This window comes from Pseudoalteromonas sp. SG45-3, assembly GCF_014164075.1.
Taxonomy (GTDB): domain Bacteria; phylum Pseudomonadota; class Gammaproteobacteria; order Enterobacterales; family Alteromonadaceae; genus Pseudoalteromonas; species Pseudoalteromonas distincta.
The window spans coordinates 148,565-167,050 of the sequence record NZ_JACJEN010000008.1 but is presented as its reverse complement, the minus strand read 5'-3'; the positions used below and the strand labels follow the sequence as shown (position 1 = coordinate 167,050).

17 protein-coding genes are annotated in these 18,486 nt (G+C 39.1%); 4 read left to right on the top strand and 13 right to left on the bottom strand.

The features are described 5' to 3' along the window. Positions 1-77: 77 nt before the first annotated feature. From H5126_RS11735 to thrS, 6 genes are all read right to left on the bottom strand, one after another. Positions 78-719, bottom strand: coding sequence for an MBL fold metallo-hydrolase (locus tag H5126_RS11735; RefSeq protein WP_182721507.1), 642 nt, complete (start codon positions 717-719; stop codon positions 78-80). 1 nt (position 720) lies between these two features. Then, a complete protein-coding gene (locus H5126_RS11730; protein ID WP_182721506.1) occupies positions 721-2,538 on the bottom strand; it encodes a M14 family metallopeptidase in 1,818 nt (605 codons plus the stop codon). A gap of 444 nt (positions 2,539-2,982) precedes the next feature. Beyond that, positions 2,983-3,342 (bottom strand): 50S ribosomal protein L20, encoded by a 360-nt coding sequence (rplT, locus tag H5126_RS11725; protein WP_002960711.1) that lies wholly within the window; start codon positions 3,340-3,342, stop codon positions 2,983-2,985. Positions 3,343-3,357: 15 nt separating this feature from the next. Continuing rightward, positions 3,358-3,558 carry a 50S ribosomal protein L35 gene (gene rpmI / locus H5126_RS11720; RefSeq protein WP_002960713.1) on the bottom strand — a complete coding sequence of 67 codons (201 nt, stop codon included), beginning with the start codon at positions 3,556-3,558 and terminating at the stop codon, positions 3,358-3,360. Between the two features lie 211 nt (positions 3,559-3,769). Beyond that, positions 3,770-4,330 (bottom strand): translation initiation factor IF-3, encoded by a 561-nt coding sequence (gene infC / locus H5126_RS11715; RefSeq protein ID WP_002960714.1) that lies wholly within the window; start codon positions 4,328-4,330, stop codon positions 3,770-3,772. A gap of 59 nt (positions 4,331-4,389) precedes the next feature. Then, positions 4,390-6,300: a threonine--tRNA ligase gene (gene thrS, locus H5126_RS11710; RefSeq protein ID WP_024595638.1), complete on the bottom strand. Its 1,911-nt coding sequence runs from the start codon at positions 6,298-6,300 to the stop codon at positions 4,390-4,392. Positions 6,301-6,654: 354 nt separating this feature from the next. Between thrS and H5126_RS11705 the strand changes: the two genes are divergently transcribed. Continuing rightward, entirely contained in the window at positions 6,655-7,101 is a 447-nt protein-coding gene (locus H5126_RS11705) for a DUF3010 family protein (protein ID WP_024595637.1), read from the top strand. A 185-nt stretch (positions 7,102-7,286) separates the two neighbouring features. Next, positions 7,287-9,020: an AMP-binding protein gene (locus tag H5126_RS11700; protein WP_182720869.1), complete on the top strand. Its 1,734-nt coding sequence runs from the start codon at positions 7,287-7,289 to the stop codon at positions 9,018-9,020. 142 nt (positions 9,021-9,162) lie between these two features. Here the strand turns inward: H5126_RS11700 and hflX are convergent, their stop codons facing one another. The 6 genes from hflX to H5126_RS11670 all read right to left on the bottom strand — a co-directional run bounded on the left by hflX (position 9,163) and on the right by H5126_RS11670 (position 15,590). Then, complete coding sequence (gene hflX / locus H5126_RS11695) at positions 9,163-10,512, bottom strand: GTPase HflX (protein ID WP_024595635.1); 1,350 nt, start codon at positions 10,510-10,512, stop codon at positions 9,163-9,165. 327 nt (positions 10,513-10,839) lie between these two features. Continuing rightward, a complete protein-coding gene (locus H5126_RS11690; RefSeq protein WP_182694991.1) occupies positions 10,840-11,310 on the bottom strand; it encodes a DUF1456 family protein in 471 nt (156 codons plus the stop codon). A 117-nt stretch (positions 11,311-11,427) separates the two neighbouring features. After that, positions 11,428-12,672 carry a lipoprotein-releasing ABC transporter permease subunit gene (locus tag H5126_RS11685; RefSeq protein ID WP_182692978.1) on the bottom strand — a complete coding sequence of 415 codons (1,245 nt, stop codon included), beginning with the start codon at positions 12,670-12,672 and terminating at the stop codon, positions 11,428-11,430. After that, positions 12,662-13,360 carry a lipoprotein-releasing ABC transporter ATP-binding protein LolD gene (lolD, locus tag H5126_RS11680; RefSeq protein WP_007375330.1) on the bottom strand — a complete coding sequence of 233 codons (699 nt, stop codon included), beginning with the start codon at positions 13,358-13,360 and terminating at the stop codon, positions 12,662-12,664. Before lolD ends, H5126_RS11685 begins: the two co-directional genes overlap by 11 nt. Beyond that, entirely contained in the window at positions 13,353-14,570 is a 1,218-nt protein-coding gene (locus H5126_RS11675) for a lipoprotein-releasing ABC transporter permease subunit (RefSeq protein WP_033029508.1), read from the bottom strand. The genes lolD and H5126_RS11675 overlap by 8 nt, the downstream gene beginning before the upstream one ends. Positions 14,571-14,717: 147 nt before the next feature. After that, positions 14,718-15,590 carry a LysR family transcriptional regulator gene (locus tag H5126_RS11670; protein ID WP_182720870.1) on the bottom strand — a complete coding sequence of 291 codons (873 nt, stop codon included), beginning with the start codon at positions 15,588-15,590 and terminating at the stop codon, positions 14,718-14,720. 134 nt (positions 15,591-15,724) lie between these two features. Here H5126_RS11670 and H5126_RS11665 point away from each other — a divergent pair, with 134 nt between their 5' ends. Further along, positions 15,725-16,846, top strand: coding sequence for an S-(hydroxymethyl)glutathione dehydrogenase/class III alcohol dehydrogenase (locus H5126_RS11665; RefSeq protein WP_182720871.1), 1,122 nt, complete (start codon positions 15,725-15,727; stop codon positions 16,844-16,846). Positions 16,847-16,912: 66 nt separating this feature from the next. Then, complete coding sequence (gene fghA, locus H5126_RS11660) at positions 16,913-17,755, top strand: S-formylglutathione hydrolase (protein ID WP_182720872.1); 843 nt, start codon at positions 16,913-16,915, stop codon at positions 17,753-17,755. Here fghA and H5126_RS11655 read toward each other — a convergent pair. Next, a complete protein-coding gene (locus H5126_RS11655) occupies positions 17,709-18,083 on the bottom strand; it encodes a hypothetical protein (protein WP_008134020.1) in 375 nt (124 codons plus the stop codon). The two genes, fghA and H5126_RS11655, sit on opposite strands and share 47 nt — an antisense overlap. Between the last annotated feature and the right edge of the window lie 403 nt (positions 18,084-18,486).

Here is an 18,486-nt window from a genome sequence, read left to right as displayed (position 1 = left end):
TAAATTATACAACCATTTTAAAACTCAGTCTGCTTATTTTTAATGTTTATGCAGTTTGTAAACTTAAAATAAGCAACTTAACCAAACTTACCACTTACAAAAGGATTTGTTTTCTTTTCAAACCCCACCGTAGTGTCGCTACCATGTCCTGCCAATATTTTAGTATTATCAGGTAAGGTTAAAATATGCGTCTTAATCGACTCTATAAGTTGTTCACTGTTTCCCTTAGGAAAGTCAGTGCGCCCTACTGAGCCTTTAAAAATAACGTCACCGACAATAACGCACTCATAGTCTGGTTGGTAAAACACTATATGACCGGGTGTATGCCCCGGGCAATGTTTCACTAAAAAGCCAAGTTTACCTACGCTCACGGTGTCATTATGGTTTAGCCAAATATCCGGATAAAACGGTTCAATGGGTTTAAATCCAAACATCTGTGCTTGCATAGGTAAGTTTTCGAACCAAAAGTACTCATCTTTTTGTGGACCAATAATTTGTACGTTAAATTGATTTCGTAAAATATCAGCCCCACCCACATGATCTAAATGCCCGTGCGTTAACCAAATAGCACTTAATGCTAGTTTATGCTCATTAAGGACCGTTATTATTTTATCAGTGTCGCCACCTGGGTCGATAACCACAGCGTGTTTAGTTTCGCTACACCAAATAATACGGCTGTTTTGTGCAAAGGCAGTGACAGGTATAGTTATGATTTCCATATTAAATTTCTTTACTTTTTTGATCTGGAATAACAACTTCTTCTTCGAATGACATAAGTATTGGATACTTTAAGTACGCTTGATCATAAAATGGACTTTGTTCATATAACCAGTTTAATCGAGCTTCTGCGTCACTCGCGAATGATTTATCTTTAAGTTTTTCATCAAACTTAAGCGCAAGCTTTGGGTTATCTTTTAGCATTTGGCGTGCATACGGAATTAGCGCATAGTTTTCCATGTACTCGGTACGCTGAAAAATAGTATTAAACTCACCCCACGCAAAAAATGAATCAGGAGCTTCTGGGTGCAATAAATGCACAGCAAGCTCACCTGCTTTTTGTTGAGTATTGACTTGATACCAACCATCTAAATCTACATTTATAGCAGGGACGTAATCAAAAGTTGCTGATACTCTAAAACGCCCTTCAAATGGTGCTTTATCAAACGTGTAGTCAGCCACCTTTGCAACTTTCAAAGGCTGTGTGTTTGCCCCTTCAAGTTTATTAATAGAGACACCATGTAACTTTAGTTTCTCAATAATGTTGCTATATACAGGCGGAATAAAAAAAGCTTTAGGTACTTCAACTGTATGTTGTACATCTTTTTGCCAATAAATAGGTAACTCAGTATATGTATGTGCTTTACCCAAATATTTCACTTCATTTTGACCCGAAAGTGAATTCATGCTTGATGAATATTCAATGCCTTTAAACTGCGCAATCGTATCAGCTTGCTTAGTATAGCCACGCTTTACTATTAACTGTTTAGGAACAAATTCTTGTTCTTTTTTTACTGCATTAGCTAATTCATGACTGTGCTTTGATAGCGCAGTAATAGCACCATCTAAAAATACATAAGTTCCCAATACACGTTGCTTGTAAGGCTTCAATGAATGATTTTCGACTAAAATAGTCGGCAATGACTTTAAATCCCCCCAACCATTTGAAAAACGTGGCGTAGCAACCCAGCCCGCTAACCCTTTTTTAAAGTCGCGCTTGTCCATAACAAAAACAAGTGGTCCTGGGATGTGTCCTTGCTTCGCTAGCGTATCGTCAATGAGAGGTTTAAAAAACTGGTTTAATGTATCTGATACCGCAGGCGATTCGCTCGAAAATACCGGATTGTAACCATAAGTCACATCGTATTGGTAATCTGCGCCGTCGGTAACGTGTACATCAATGTATAAATTTGGGTTGTAGTCGTTAATAACCTTTAAAACACTTCTAACTTCTGGGGTATCTAATTTAGTAAAATCACGATTTAAATTAAGGTTATTAGCATTTGTTCTAAAGCCCATTTTTGCAGGGCCCCGTTGATTAATGCGATTGAATGCACTGCTACGTTCGTGGCCATCTACATTTAAAATAGGAATAAATAATATGTTTACCTTTTTTAAAATGTCACGGCGCTTACCCGTCGCTATATCTCTGAGTAACATAAACATGGCATCTTTACCGTCTATTTCACCAGAATGTATTCCTGCCTGGATAAAAATAGTTGGCTTAGTGCTATTAGCCATTTGCCTTGCTTCAAAAAAACCTTGCTCACTGGCAATTAGCATTTTTATTGCACGCTTACTATTACTATAGCCAATGGTTTGAGATTGAAACTGAGTAGGGTTTGCAGCAACTAACCTATCTACAAATGCCATTGTATTTGCATAATCGGGCGACGCTTCACCTGCAGATAACTCAAAGTCAGTAGTTAACGGCCCTTGTTTTTGTAAAAGCTCTACGCTTTTCCCCTGCCACTCAATGAGTGGAGGTAAGTGTGCGTCATACGCCACACTTGCAGATAAAATGAGTAAACTTGCAAACATAAAATTCTCTAACAAACGCCTTAATTATATAAATTATATCAACTAAATTTTTTATAATGAGGAAACTGCGGTGATTCAACAAAAAAATGCAGCCAAATACATTTCACTCATTCACACCTGTGTTTTTAGGCTTTATAACCTTATTAAGTATTATACCAATGTGCAATAATACTTAATCATTTTGCGGGGCTAAACATGTCGCTACCTGCGTTAAAAAACTCTCATTTATGACTGCATGGATGCAGAAGGTAGAGCAATGCAGGAGCAATTGCTGAGAACAACTAATAAATAGCGAATTTTTTGCCTAGCTATCAACACGTTTTTCCGCCCTCAAAATAGATCATTTAATTAAGCGAATTAGTATTACTCATTGGGTTAAGTTACTAAATTACAGGCACAAAAAAAGGAGCCATAGGCTCCTTTTTAATACTTATATAAAAAAGCTTAAGCGGCTAGGCCTTCTTTTGCTTTTTCTACAAGCGCTGCGAATGCAACTTGGTCGTAAACAGCGATATCTGCAAGGATCTTACGATCGATTTCTACAGAAGTCTTTTTAAGACCATTGATAAAACGGCTGTAAGACAGACCATTTTGACGTGAAGCAGCATTGATACGTGCAATCCATAATTGACGGAAAGTACGTTTCTTCGCACGACGGTCACGGTAAGCGTATTGACCCGCTTTAGTAACAGCCTGGAAAGCTACGCGGTAAACACGTGAACGTGCTCCGTAGTAACCTTTTGCTTGTTTTAAAACTTTTTTGTGACGTGCACGTGCGACAACGCCGCGTTTAACTCTTGCCATTTCTAAAAACCCCTATTAAGCGAACGGTAACATACGTGAAACTAGACCATGGTCATTTTTATGAACCATCATCTTAGGACGTAGGTGTAACTTACGCTTAGAAGTTTTCTTAGTCAGAATATGACGAAGATGCGCTTGTTTACGCTTGAAACCGCCAGAAGCAGTCTTTTTGAAACGCTTAGCAGCGCCACTGTGACTTTTTAGCTTATAAGCCATTGCAATAACTCCAATTGTATTGCTTTTAAATTAGTAAGCAGGCGTGAGATATATTTCTATAGCTCCACTTTTAGGCCTAACTTACTGCCATGTTCCGGTGAAGACCCAACATAAATGCCGCAATCTTGCTTTAAGACCGGTTAACTCAGGTGAATATTCGCATATTGCTTGCAGACCTGAGCTAATTTCGGTGCGTATTATCGCTTAAAAATTATTTTTTAGCAACAGGCGCCATCATCATAACCATTTGGCGGCCTTCAACACGATTTGGGAAAGACTCAACTACTGCAAGCTCTTCTAAATCGGCTTTGATACGGTTTAATAATTCTATACCAATTTCTTGGTGAGCCATTTCACGACCACGGAAGCGGATAGTAATCTTAGCTTTATCACCAGCTTCTAAGAACTTACGTAAGTTGCGAAGCTTAACCTGATAATCACCTTCATCCGTACCAGGACGGAATTTGATTTCTTTTATCTGGATTTGCTTTTGCTTCTTCTTCTGCTCTTTTAGTTCTTTGCTTTTTTCAAAGATGAACTTACCGTAGTCCATGATTCTACAAACAGGCGGCTCAGCGTTTGGACTGATCTCAACAAGATCAACACCCGCTGCATCGGCCATAGTTTGCGCGTCTTGTAATGACTGAATTCCAGCTTGTTCGCCTTCAATGTCAATTAAACGAACTTCTTGCGCTGTAATTTCTTCGTTAATACGATTTTTTTGAGCTGTTTGTTGCCCTTTCTTGCCGCCTCTAATAGTACGTTCCTCCAAGAATATCAATAATATAAGCGTGTAAATGGCTGTTTGTTAATGCCTTACACGCTCGATTTTTACTGTCGATTTTTAATTTCTTCACTAATTTTAGCTACAAAATCATCAACATTAAATTTGCCAAGGTCTTCACCTGTGCGAGTACGCACTGCTACTTCTTGCTGTTCAACTTCTTTATCGCCAACAACAAGTAAATATGGAATACGCTTCAGTGTATGCTCACGGATTTTAAAGCCAATCTTCTCATTTCTCAAGTCAGCAGCGGCTCTAATTCCAAGTTTATTTAATTTTTGTACAACTTCTTTAACATAAGGAGCCTGTTTATCGGTAATATTCATAATTACCACTTGCTTTGGTGCAAGCCACGTCGGGAATAAACCAGCGTACTCTTCAGTTAAAATGCCAATAAAGCGTTCAATAGAACCTAAAATAGCACGATGTATCATTACAGGTGTACGACGCTCGTTATTTTCTGCTACATAAGTTGCACCTAAACGACCCGGTAATGCAAAGTCTAATTGCACTGTACCACACTGCCACGCTCTGTCTAAACAATCGTACAAAGTAAATTCAATCTTAGGACCGTAAAACGCGCCTTCGCCCGGAAGATAATCAAATTCAATATCGTTTAGCTTAAGTGCATCAGCTAAAGCAAGCTCTGCTTTATCCCACATATGGTCTTCACCAATGCGTTGTTCTGGGCGAGTAGATAGCTTAACTACAATCTTCTCAAATCCGAATGTTTCATATGTATCATAAACCATCTTAATACACGCTGACACTTCGTCCATTATCTGCTCTTCAGTACAGAAAATGTGAGCGTCATCTTGTGTAAAGCCACGTACACGCATTAAACCGTGTAGTGCACCTGATGGTTCATTACGGTGACAACAACCAAATTCAGCCATACGAAGTGGTAAATCACGGTACGATTTTAAACCTTGGTTAAAGATTTGCACGTGACCAGGGCAGTTCATTGGTTTAATTGCGTATTCACGTTTTTCAGACTCAGTGGTAAACATTGCTTCTGAATATTTTTCCCAGTGACCTGATTTTTCCCAAAGTGAACGGTCCATCATCATTGGACCTTTTACTTCTTCGTACTCATATTCGCGTAATTTTTCACGTACAAATTCTTCAAGCTCGCGGTAAATGCTCCAACCATCGTTGTGCCAAAATACCATGCCTGGCGCTTCTTCTTGCCAATGCCATAAATCAAGCGCTTTACCAATACGACGGTGATCGCGTTTTTCAGCTTCTTCAAGGCGCTTTAAATACGCTTTAAGTTGCTTTTTATCGCCCCACGCGGTGCCGTAAATGCGTTGTAGCATTTTGTTTTCTGAATCACCACGCCAATATGCACCCGCCACTTTCATTATTTTAAAGTTTTGGCAAAATTTCATGTTAGGAACGTGAGGTCCACGACACATGTCTACGTATTCTTCGTGATGATATAACCCAGGACGGTCATCTTTAGCGATGTTTTCGTCCAAAATTTCTATTTTGTATGTTTCGCCACGCGCTTCAAATGTATCGCGTGCTTCTTGCCAGCTTACTGTTTTTTTCACTACGTCGTAGTTGGTTTTTGCAAGTTGCAGCATACGCTTTTCAATTGCTTCAAGATCATCTTGTGATAGTGAGTGTTCCATATCGATATCGTAGTAAAAACCGTTATCAATGGTAGGACCAATTGCCATTTTTGCGTCTGGGAAAAGTTGCTTAACTGCATGACCGATTAAGTGAGCACAAGAGTGACGAATGATTTCAAGGCCGTCATCGTCTTTAGCGGTAATGATCTCAAGACGAGAGTCATCACTAATTAAATCACATGCATCAACACGGTCGCCATTTACACGGCCCGCAATGGTCGCTTTAGCTAAACCAGGACCAATGTCGTTTGCAACATCAAGCGTGCTTACAGGGTTTTCAAAACTACGTTGACTTCCGTCTGGAAGAGTAATAACTGGCATTATAAATCCTTGCTACAGTGGTGACACCTACAATGTATCACGTGTATTTTTAATAAATTAAATGAGAATGACTCGACAACGCTTTTACGAATAAGCATTGACTAATATATGTAGATGAGGAGTCTATTCAACTACAAAGATATATTGTCGCGTGCCGCGCATTTAATTACAAGTTTAAAGGGGTGAAATCGACCCGTTTTATCCACAAAATGTAGCTTTTAAAGCAAAAAAATCATTTTATTAAAATATAAAAGCATCAATGCAGTAATTACGCGCCTACAGCTATACCCACACTCGCATTTTAATGTGCGTTGCGTATAATACTGCGTAATTAAGTTATTTTAGAGAATAGACATGAGAACATGTGGTGTAGAAATTACCGGTAGTGATGTACTACTTTGTATTTTAAGTAAAGATAATGACGTATTTGATATTCGCGATGTGCGCCAAACACGCTTTACCTTAGGTAACGGTAACGACACTGAAGTAATGCGTAAATTTCAATTCGATTTTGCAAAACTAATGCAAGATTACCAAATTGATTCTGTTGCAATTCGTGAGCGTCAGCCTAAAGGTAAATTTGCTGGCAGTGCAAAAGGCTTTAAAATGGAAACTGCAATTCAATTAATCAACAACTTAGATGTACGTTTATTTACTACAACTGAAGTTAAAGAGCAGTTAAAACGCAACCCCATCCCTATTGATTTTGAAGAAACAGGCCTTAAAAAGTACCAAGAAAATGCTTTTGTAAACGCTTACGTTTATATCATGAAAAAAACATACCGCAGCGACGAAATGTAAACTCATTACTCGTTTAAAAACGCGTACTTACATTGTAAGACGCGTTTTTTTGTGTCTAAAAAGTAGTATTAGCTTTTATTAATCTAATAATACATTAGTCTAACCTTACTCCTCTTTGTCGACAATATGTGTTTATTTTAACTTTGTAGTTTACATAACTCACACACATTTTCATGGAGAGAGCAATGCACGCACACACTACCCCGGTAAAAGAAGTAGACCAAATAAATCACTTGCCGTTATCTCAAAGCTACTTTAAAGGTATACAAAGCACACCTTTAACAAATTCAACTATAGGCGATTACTTTGACTTCATTGTCGACAAAAACCCAGAGGCGTTAGCTGTTGTAGTTCATCACCAAGGTATTAGATTAACGTATAAAGAATTTCAAAAAGAAGTTAATCAGCTTGCTATGGGGTTACTTGCCCTTGGCGTAAAACCAGGTGAGCGCGTTGGTATTTGGTCTCCTAATAATATTGAGTGGTGCTTAACCCAATTTGCAACGGCAAAAATTGGCGCAATAATGGTGTGCATCAACCCAGCCTATCGTCCTAACGAATTACAATATGCTTTAAATAGTGTTGAATGCTCTACTCTAATCACAGCATCAAATTTTAAAGGCAGTGATTACTTAGAAATGCTTAATTGTTTAGCGCCAGAACTTGCAACTTGCGATAAAGACACACTTAATTTAAAAGCACTACCCACTCTTAAAAATATAATCCGCATTGGCGATGAAGCATCTCCTGGTATGCACTCTTTTAATGATGTTATTAACTTGCCAACAGCAGCTCATGAGCTTGAATTAAAAGCAATAGGTGAAAACTTAAATGCTGAGCAAGACATCAATATACAATTTACATCAGGCACAACAGGCAACCCAAAAGGCGCAACGCTCACTCATAAAAATATTTTAAATAATGCGCTATTCGTCGCCGAATCTATGCACTTTACGAGCGATGACAAGTTATGTATCCCTATCCCGTTATATCATTGCTTTGCAATGGTATTGGGTAGCTTATTGTGTGTTAGTAAAGGTGCAGCAGCCATTTATCCTAGTGATTCGTTCGATGCAAAAACCACGCTTGATGTAGTTCAACAAGAAGGATGTACAGCGCTGCACGGTGTACCTACTATGTTTATTAGTGAGCTTGAGCTGAGTAATTTTAACGATTATGATCTAAGTACTTTACGCACGGGTGTAATGGCAGGCTCTACATGCCCAGAGCAAGTAATGCGCAAAGTACAAACACAAATGAACATGCATCAAGTACTGATTGCTTACGGGCAAACGGAGTGCAGCCCCATAAACAACATTACCGAAACAGACTCTTCAATTGAGCGGCAAGTAACAACGGTTGGCCGCGCACTTGCCCATACCGAGGTTAAAATAATTGACGAGCTGGGTAACATTCAAAAAATTGGTCAACCTGGCGAAGTGTGTAGTAAAGGTGCAGGCATAATGCGCTGCTATTGGAATGACGAAGCTAAAACAAAAGCCACTATAGATGACGAAGGTTGGCTGCACTCTGGCGATTTAGGTGTCATGGATACAGAAGGGTTTGTCACAATTGTTGGGCGTATAAAAGATATGATTATTCGCGGCGGCGAAAACATTTACCCTCGAGAAATAGAAGAAGTACTTTACACCTACCCTGGCATTCAAGATGCTGCCATATTTGGTATAACCGATGAAAAGTATGGCGAAGAAGTGTGCGCTTGGATCCAACCAAAAGAAGATGCTGTACTTGATGAGCAAGCAATTCGTGAGTTTTTAAAAGACAAACTAGCCTACTTTAAAATGCCACGACATATCCGTTTCGTAGAAAACTACCCAATGACAGTAACAGGTAAACTGCAAAAATTTAAAATGCGCGAGCAAATGCAAGAAGAGCTAAGCGACAACGCTTTTTCCTAGTTTCGTCTTTAAGTAACTGAGGCTCTGGGTAGGGAATTTATCTCAGAGCTATGTTCAGAGCTAGCAGCGTTAAATTTACGTATGTTAGGACTAATACTAAAAAGCACAGCCAATTGGCTGTGCTTTTTATGTACTGAATTTATTATAAATTCAACATTCTCTTTTTTAAACGTTCTAAATCAATCGCACTCGAACGCACTGTTAATTTAATATGGCTGTATTCATATTCTTCTTTAACAACACTCATACTCGATCGAATTTCGCCCACAATACCTTTAGCTGTGTACGGTATAACAATCTCTTCTTCAATCATGTCCTCTTGAGCAATGCCAATAATGTATTTGTGCAGTTTACTAATATCATCTGGATTACGTGTAGAAGTCATCATCGCATCAGGAAACTCATCCATTAGCGACTGCTGTTGATCAGTACTTAATTGGTCTGACTTATTCAGTACTAATAATTTTTTGCTACCTTCTACCCCAACTTCTGCCAGTACTTTATGTACTACTTCAAGTTGTGAGCGAAAAGAAGGATCTGAAGCATCTACAACATATAACAGTAACGACGCATCATGTGCCTCAGCGAGCGTTGAATGAAATGAAGCAACCAAATCATGAGGTAATTTTTTAATAAAACCAACCGTATCTGAAACCAATATACGAGGCTGGGTAATCGGATACAGCGCGCGAACAGTGGTATCTAGCGTTGCAAAAAGTTTGTTTTCGCCTTCTACATCACTACCTGTAATTGCGCGCATCATTGATGACTTGCCCGCATTGGTATAACCAATTAAAGCCACTGAGAATAGCTCAGAGCGCTGCGTACGTCTGTCCATCATTACATCTTGAACACTAACAAGTTCGCGCTTTAATTCTGCTAACTGATCGCGCACCTTACGGCGATTTAGCTCAAGTGTGGTTTCACCCGCACCTTTACCCATTTGGCGTTCTTTATCACCTGTTGATGTTTCACGAAGCCGTGGCGCGACATAATTAAGGCGAGCAATTTCAACTTGTAATTTTGCTGTTTTAGTACGCGCATGACGGCTAAATATTTCAATGATAATACCAGTGCGATCAAATACTTCTACACCTAATTGGTTCTCAACATTACGCAGTTGAGAAGGCGTTAAATCGCAGTCAAATACCACTACATCGGCACATGCAAACTCTAAATCGTTTGATGGAATTTCTGAGGATATTTCGGTTAAAGGGTCTTCATCAAGTAAATCATCTTCTTGCTCGTTTTCAACCATCCCTTTATTGCCGGTAAGGTGTGCTATTTCAGCTAGTTTTCCTGAGCCCAGTACATTAACTTTTTGGGTAGAACTTTGCTTTTGCGATTGTGTACCTACTACTTTAAAGCCTAATGTAGTTACCAAACGAGCAAGCTCTGCAAGCGATTCTGTTGCTTCGTCGCCTTTAAATTGTGGTGTACTAATAGAAATAAGTAACGCATTAGGAAGTGATGGTTTTGCAGTTAGTTGCATAATTTTTTATATGTTAATGCACCTAAAGTGCAAACCTAATTTTCATTCGAAAGTAACTTGATCCTACGCTGTTATGACCGAGCTTTACAGCGTTATAGCTTACGAATGCAATTATTATCTTTATTTTGCCAAAATTAGCGTTAATCTGTGAACTATTTGTGCGGCGGCAATATAATTTTTACACGCAAGTAAACCAATAAGTAACTTGGTGTTGTTATAAATGTATTTAATTATTAAGTGTTGGGGTTTAACATTGATAATAGGCTTTATGTAGCATTGCACATACACAAGCCCATTAACTAAAAGCTAATTAGCTAAAACCAGTTACTAAGCAGACTCTTCTGGACGATGCTGCTTTTGTACGCCGGTTAAAAACAAACGTAATATTTGATCGTTACAAACACGGTAATGTTTGTTATCTACTTTACGAGAAAACGCGCTTAACTCATGCTTACTTAAATCAAAATCAACAAGTGCAAGTGTTGCTATAACATCTTCTGCTTTCATATTTAAAGCAATACGTAGCTTCATAAAGATAATATTGTTGTTTAGCTTTTTCTCTGGCTCTGGTTGCTCACCTTCGCGTTTGCCACGTTGGGTATTAATAAACCCATTTAAAAAGCTTGCAAACTCAGTATCACTTATTGGGGTAAAAGCCTCTTCACCTTCTTTAGTTAACCATGCAATTACTTGCTCTTTGGTGACCGTATGCTCTGCTGATGCAAAAACATTGACCATAGCAGTATCAGTTAAGTTAAAAGTGTAGCGAATGCGGCGTAAAATATCGTTATTAGTCAAAGTAAATCCCAAAGTGAGGTATAGCAACCAAGCAGTTATTGCTTAATTTTATATAAGCACCTAGTTTAACAGGTTTACTAATACCACCCTATTAATTTTTATCTGAGCTTCTTATACCTAGTTACCAAGCACCTTGGCAGGATCTACGCGCGTTGCTTGCCATGCAGGATAAATAGTGGCAAGTATCGCAAGCACAAACGTAACAATCACTGTAATACCAATGTCTTCAAGTACTAATTTACTTGGTAAAAACTCTATAAAATAAACGCCCTCAAGCGGATTGGCTCCAAATAATTGGCTTATCCACGTAAAAAGCTCACTTATATTAAGCGCTAATACCACGCCAATTAGTGTCCCTAGTGCCACGCCTACAAATGCTTGCATTAAGCCTTGCATTACAAAGGTGGCTAAAATAGTACTGTCTTTCGCGCCCATGGTTTTTAAAATTGCGATATTACCTTGTTTTTCGCGTACTTCCATCACCAAGGACGATACAATATTAAAACTGGCTACCGCTATAATTAAAAACACCACAATATAAACAATGGTACGCACCATTTGAATATCTTGATAAAGGCTGCCTTGGGTTCTAAACCAACTAGAAATATACACGTAGTCGTCAATAGTTTGGCCCACTCTTAGCGCTATTTGATGCGCCGAAAACACATCATCAACACTTAAACGCAGCCCTGTTACTTGGGTTTCATCGTAACCCAATGTTTGTTGTGCTTTGTTAAGATGTATAAATGCAGCGGTACTATCAATCGGTCCGCCCATTTCTATAACACCTGCAAGGTTAAGTGTTACGCGTTTAGGCGCTAATAATGATTGACCTTTTTGACTAATTTGCGGAATAAGTAATGTAATGTTATCGCCTACTTTGGCGTCTAACTGTTTTACTATTTGTTTACCTAAAATTACATCGTCAAGGCCTAGCTGGCTGACTAATTTACCACTGGTAAACTGATTTACCGCCGATACATTACTCTCGAGCGATGGCTCAACACCTCGAATTTCTATCGCTTTTAGCTGGCTTTTATATTGCGCCATCCCATTCACTGCAATAAATGGCGCAGCCCCTGTTACATGCGGTTGTGTTTGTAAATCCTCTATTTTTTGCGACCAATTCGCGATGGGTCTACTTGGTGCTACATATTCAACCTGTGGCACAACACTTAGTAATCTATGTACTAGTTGCTGCTCAAAACCATTAATTACCGACAGCGCCACAATTAAAACCGCGACACCTAATAAAATACCAATAGTCGACGCTTTAGCGATAAAACTAACAAAGCCGTTTTTTTCATCTTTGTGGCCTGAATAGGCTCTAAAACGTTTACTTAAAAATGCACTAAGCAACATGCTGCGACTCTTTAATAGCTAGTTTTCCATCGTCTAAATAAGCTATTTTGCCCAGCTTATCGGCAAGTTCTAAATCGTGTGTTACTACCACAAAACTGGTGTTTAAGCTTTGGTTAAGCTCATTAATTAAATCGTAAATTTTAATCGCATTTTGTTTATCTAAATTACCGGTTGGTTCATCAGCAAGCACAAGCGCAGGTTTTGTAACCAGTGCACGGGCAATAGCCACGCGTTGGCGCTCTCCACCAGAAAGCGCAGACGGTTTATGCGAGCTGCGATGTGCAAGGCCTACTTTTTCGAGCATATCGAGCGCTTGAGCTTTGGCTTCTTTTGCACTCAAGCCTTTAATTAATAATGGCATAGCCACGTTTTCGACTGCGCTAAACTCCATTAATAAGTGATGAAATTGATAGATAAAGCCCAAGTTTTGGTTTCTAAATGCGGCTTGCTCTGTTCGCGAAAGTTTTGCAACTTCTTGGTTTTTAATTTTAGCGCTACCTGAGCTTGCGGTATCTAATGTGCCAAGTATGTGTAAAAGCGTACTTTTACCAGAGCCAGAACTCCCTACAATAGCGAGCATTTCACCTTGCTGCAGCGCTAAATCAACACCTTTTAATACTTCAACTTGGTTGCTGCCATCTTGATAAACTTTACTTAAATTTTCACAACTAATTACTAAATCATTCATAACGTAATACCTCTGCTGGTTTTACTTTTGCGGCTTTACGCGCAGGATATAAGGTAGCTAAAAAGCTCATAGCAATACTGGCAAACGCTATTATTACTAAACTCAAAATATCAAATTTTACCGGAAGCTCTATACCTGCCAATAAGTTTAAGCCCACTAATGCAAGTAGCTCATTTATATATAAACTAAATATTACACCTAAAAATGCGCCTATTGCTGTACCAATTACGCCGTTATATAAGCCTTGCACCATAAACACTTTTTGCACTTGCGAAGGCGTTAAACCTAACGTTTGTAGTATGGCCACTTCACCTTGTTTTTCGCTTACCATCATGGTTAATGCCGATACAATATTAAATACAGCCACCAATACAATGAGGGCAAGCAACATAGACATAATGCGCTTTTCCATAGCAACGGCTGCAAATAGAGTACCTTGGGTACTGCGCCAATCACTATAATTATGATCTTGTAAAATACGCTGGCTTGCTTCAATAAACTCATCTAGTTCGAAAGGTTCGTGCAATGAAACACTTAAATTTGGGGCAGTGTTTTTATCCAGCTTTAATACCCGTTGTAGTGAAGCGCCACTTGTAAACGCAAGTGCCATATCTATCTCAGATCCGGTTTCGTATATTGCGGCCACTTTAAATAAACGCTGGCTGGGTACTCGCCCAAGAGGTGTATATGTTGAAGCATTAGGCATAATAACGCGAAGCTTATCACCCACGCTAACGCCTAATTTACGACTCAAATAACGGCTTATAGCAATGTTGTAATTTTTGTTTAATACAGTTTTCCAATCGCCTTGCACTATTTTATCGGTAATTTTATACAAAGACCCGCTGTCGTTATAAAGGCCTTGTAGTAAAACGCCGTGCAAGTCTTTATTCGTTTGCAAAATAGCTTCGCCGTGGCGATATAAGCTTACATGATCAACATAAGGAGATTGTTCGAGGTCGGTTTTAAGGGTGCCCATTTGGGTGGCAGTATTTTTACCTGCGCTAACTTCAACATGCGGAATAAGTCCAAGCATATTGGTTTTTAGGCTATTTTCAAACCCGTTCATTACACTGCTTACCGTAAATAATGCCATTAAACCAATAGCGATACCGGCAATAGAAAAAAACGAAATAAACGATATAAACGCATTTCCTTTAGAGGAGCGACTATATCTAAGCCCTATAAATAAGCTAACCGGTTGAAACATATTATTTTTAACACTTATCGTAAAAGTATTGAGCAATAGTAGCACGAAAAAAGTGCCTTTGGGTATGGCGTAAAATGTAAGAAATAATTTAAAAATCTGATACTTGGCTATATTTACAGCAATACATGCTTAACCATTAATTCGCGATTAAGCTTTCAGCCCTTTAACTAAATAATCGAGCAATACCCGTACATTAGTCGCCACAAACTGCCTTGGTGGATATACGCCCCATACCCCTTCTTGCTGTGGTTGATAGGGTGTTAAAATAGGCACCAATTGCCCTGAGTTAATTTCGTTTTCAATGTAGTAGTCTGGGAGTTGTACAATACCGAGCCCCTTTTTTGCGCCATCCACCAGCGCCCAACCACTATTACACTGTAGCCGCCCTGCTATTTTAATGTGTTTATCGCGCCCATTTTCGTTTACGCGCCAGTAGCTACTATTCCCAATTAAACATTCATGGCTGTTTAGCTCGCCTAAAGTATGCGGCTCACCAAATCGCGTTAAATACTGCGGTGCAGCGCACATAATAAAACGCCGCGCACTTAACCTACGCGCTTTTAAGCTCGAATCTTTTAAATGCCCTAACCTTATGGCTAAATCAAATCCGCCCTCTAATAAGTTTTCTTGCTCGTTACTTAGTGTGGCAACAACTTCTACCTCGGGATGCTCCTTCATAAAATTATGCACTATGGGCATAATAAAGCTCTCTCCGTACATAACTGGTGCTGTGAGCTTTATTTTACCTTTAGGCGTACTTTGTTGCTGAGCAAGGCCTTGAGTTGCCTCGTCCATAGCGTGTTGTAAGTTCTTTATTTGATGTAAGTACACTTCACCTTCTTTAGTTAAAACCACTTTACGAGTAGTACGAGTTAAAAGCTGGGTATTTAAACGTTGCTCAAGCGCCGTAACATGGCGGCTAATATGCGCAACCGAAAGCCCAAGCATTTTTGCAGCCGCAGTAAAGCTGCCCTCTTCACCAACCGCTATAAACTCATCAATTCCATCCCAACGTGCCATTATTACCATACTGTAAAAGTGTTTTAATAAAATTGAGATTATCATTATTTGAGAAACAAATACAATAAGCCCATCACCCAAGCAAATTGGGTCTACAATTATTTTTTAATAGCCAGTTAAAGGAAATAAAACACATGTCTGAATTTATTAAATCAAAAGCTGCCATTGCTTGGGGTCCTAATCAACCACTTAGTGTTGAAGAAGTTGATGTGATGATGCCTAAAAAAGGCGAAGTTATGGTAAAAATTACCGCTACAGGTGTGTGTCATACTGATGCATTTACATTATCAGGACAAGATCCTGAGGGCATATTTCCTGCTATTTTAGGTCACGAAGGAGCTGGTGTTGTCTATGCAGTTGGCGAAGGCGTAACGAGTGTTGAAGTGGGGGATCATGTTATTCCTTTATACACTGCAGAATGTGGCGTATGTAAAATGTGTACTTCAGGTAAAACTAACCTGTGTTCAGCCGTGCGCGAAACACAAGGTAAAGGCCTAATGCCAGACGGCACTACACGCTTTTTTAAAGATGGCCAACCAATTTATCACTACATGGGTACATCAACGTTCTCTGAGTACACTGTATTGCCAGAAATCTCACTTGCTAAAGTAAATAAAGAAGCATCACTAGAAGAGATTTGCTTACTAGGCTGTGGTGTAACAACGGGCATGGGCGCAGTTACCAACACAGCTAAAGTAAAGCCTGGCGACACTGTTGCTATATTCGGCTTAGGCGGTATTGGTTTATCAGCCATTATTGGCGCAAAAATGGCTGGTGCGGGTCGTATTATTGGTGTTGATATAAACACCACTAAATTCGATTTAGCAACAAAACTTGGTGCAACTGATTTAATTAATCCAAAAGATTTCGACAAGCCAATTCAAGAAGTTATTGTTGAAATGACAGATGGCGGCGTTGACTACTCGTTTGAATGTATTGGTAATGTTGATGTTATGCGCTCAGCGCTTGAGTGTTGTCATAAGGGCTGGGGCGAATCGGTAATTATTGGTGTAGCCGGTGCTGGCCAAGAAATATCAACCCGTCCGTTTCAACTGGTAACTGGGCGTGTATGGCGTGGCAGTGCGTTTGGTGGCGTTAAGGGCCGTTCACAACTACCTGAAATAGTAGAGCGTTATATGGCTGGAGAATTTGCTCTTAACGACTTTATTACCCATACAATGGGCCTTGAAGATATTAACGAAGCATTTGATTTAATGCACGAAGGTAAAAGCATTCGTACAGTAATTCATTACTAATATTTGCTTAAATACGTTTAATAATGAGCCGTAATACTTCTAAGTTTACGGCTTTAAGGATTAAGTATGTTAGAAAATATTTCAAGTGTAAAAGTGTCTGGCGGTTGGCATAAACAATATACTCACAGCTCGCAAAGTACACATTGCACTATGCGCTTTGCCGTATTTTTACCACCTGGTGCAAGTGAAGCCAACAAAGTACCGGTACTTTATTGGCTATCAGGTTTAACTTGTACAGACGAAAATTTTATGCAAAAAGCCGGCGCATTTAAAAAAGCTGCCGAGCTGGGTATTGCTATTGTAGCGCCTGACACTAGCCCGCGCGGCGAAAACGTACCCAACGAAGACAGCTACGACTTTGCTCAAGGTGCTGGCTTTTACGTAAATGCTACGCAAGCTCCTTACAACACCCATTTTAATATGTATGATTATATTGTTAGTGAGTTACCAGCACTTATAGAACAACATTTTCCGGTAACAAGCACAAAAGCAATTAGCGGTCACTCTATGGGCGGGCATGGTGCATTAATGTTTGCACTTAAAAACCCGACTGCGTTTGTAAGTGCCTCGGCTTTTAGCCCTATTGTAAATCCGATTGAATGCCCTTGGGGTGTAAAAGCATTTACTGGTTATTTAGGAAATGATAAAGCGCTTTGGAAGCAATACGACAGCTGCGAGCTGATGAAAAACGCAGAGCAAGCTAATTACTTACCTATGTTAGTGAGTCAAGGTGATGCCGATGGTTTTTTACAAGAACAACTTAAGCCAGAAAACTTAGTCGCTATTGCAGATAAAAAAGGCTACCCGCTTACACTTGAAATGCAAGCAGGCTACGACCATAGCTACTTTTTTATAAGCAGCTTTATTGACCAACACTTATTATTTCATCATCAGTTTTTAACTGCTTAGACTCATTAGTGTGTAGAGATGACTTTTCTACCTCTACACACTCTTTTAGACTTTTAGTGACCTGCCTACATACTTGCGTAGTAGTGCTTTCCCCTTTAACTAGGCTAACAAGAGCCGAATCTATCTTTAATCCCATATCAGTAAAGTTAAATCCGTTTTTATCTGTAGGTACTGGCTCTAGTGGGTTTTTATAAGGTGTTGACTGCGCCGGGCTAATACTATTTTTATCATTACGCGCCTGAGATTGTGCTTGCCCATCAATAATAGCGCCCGCAACTGTACAGCCAGAAAGGCAATAAAAAAACAAAAGTACAATAATTGTTTTCATCATTCATCCTTAACAAAATATTACCTAAATTGTATACGTTTTTTATTGTAACTCTGTAAAAAAATGTAAGTATTACTACCTAAAATCATTTATAAACTTTCTTGTAACACCCACCAGCTGCAATATAAAAAATGGCGACCCTAAATAACCTAAAATTTTATTAATGGTAGGTTGTAAGTGTTCTGTGAGAAGTTCAGGAAATAAAAAAGCAAAAACAGATAACCGAGCGCAAAATAGTAACGCTGTTTTTTCAAGTTTAGTGGGTGTGATTAATGTTTTATTTAAAGGCAAAAGGTTCACATAGGTGTCTTTTAGGTATGATAAAAGAGTACGGGGCTTTAAAACTCAGATCAAATTAACTATCGCGTAAAATAGTAATAAAAACATGTAAAAGTTTCCTCAA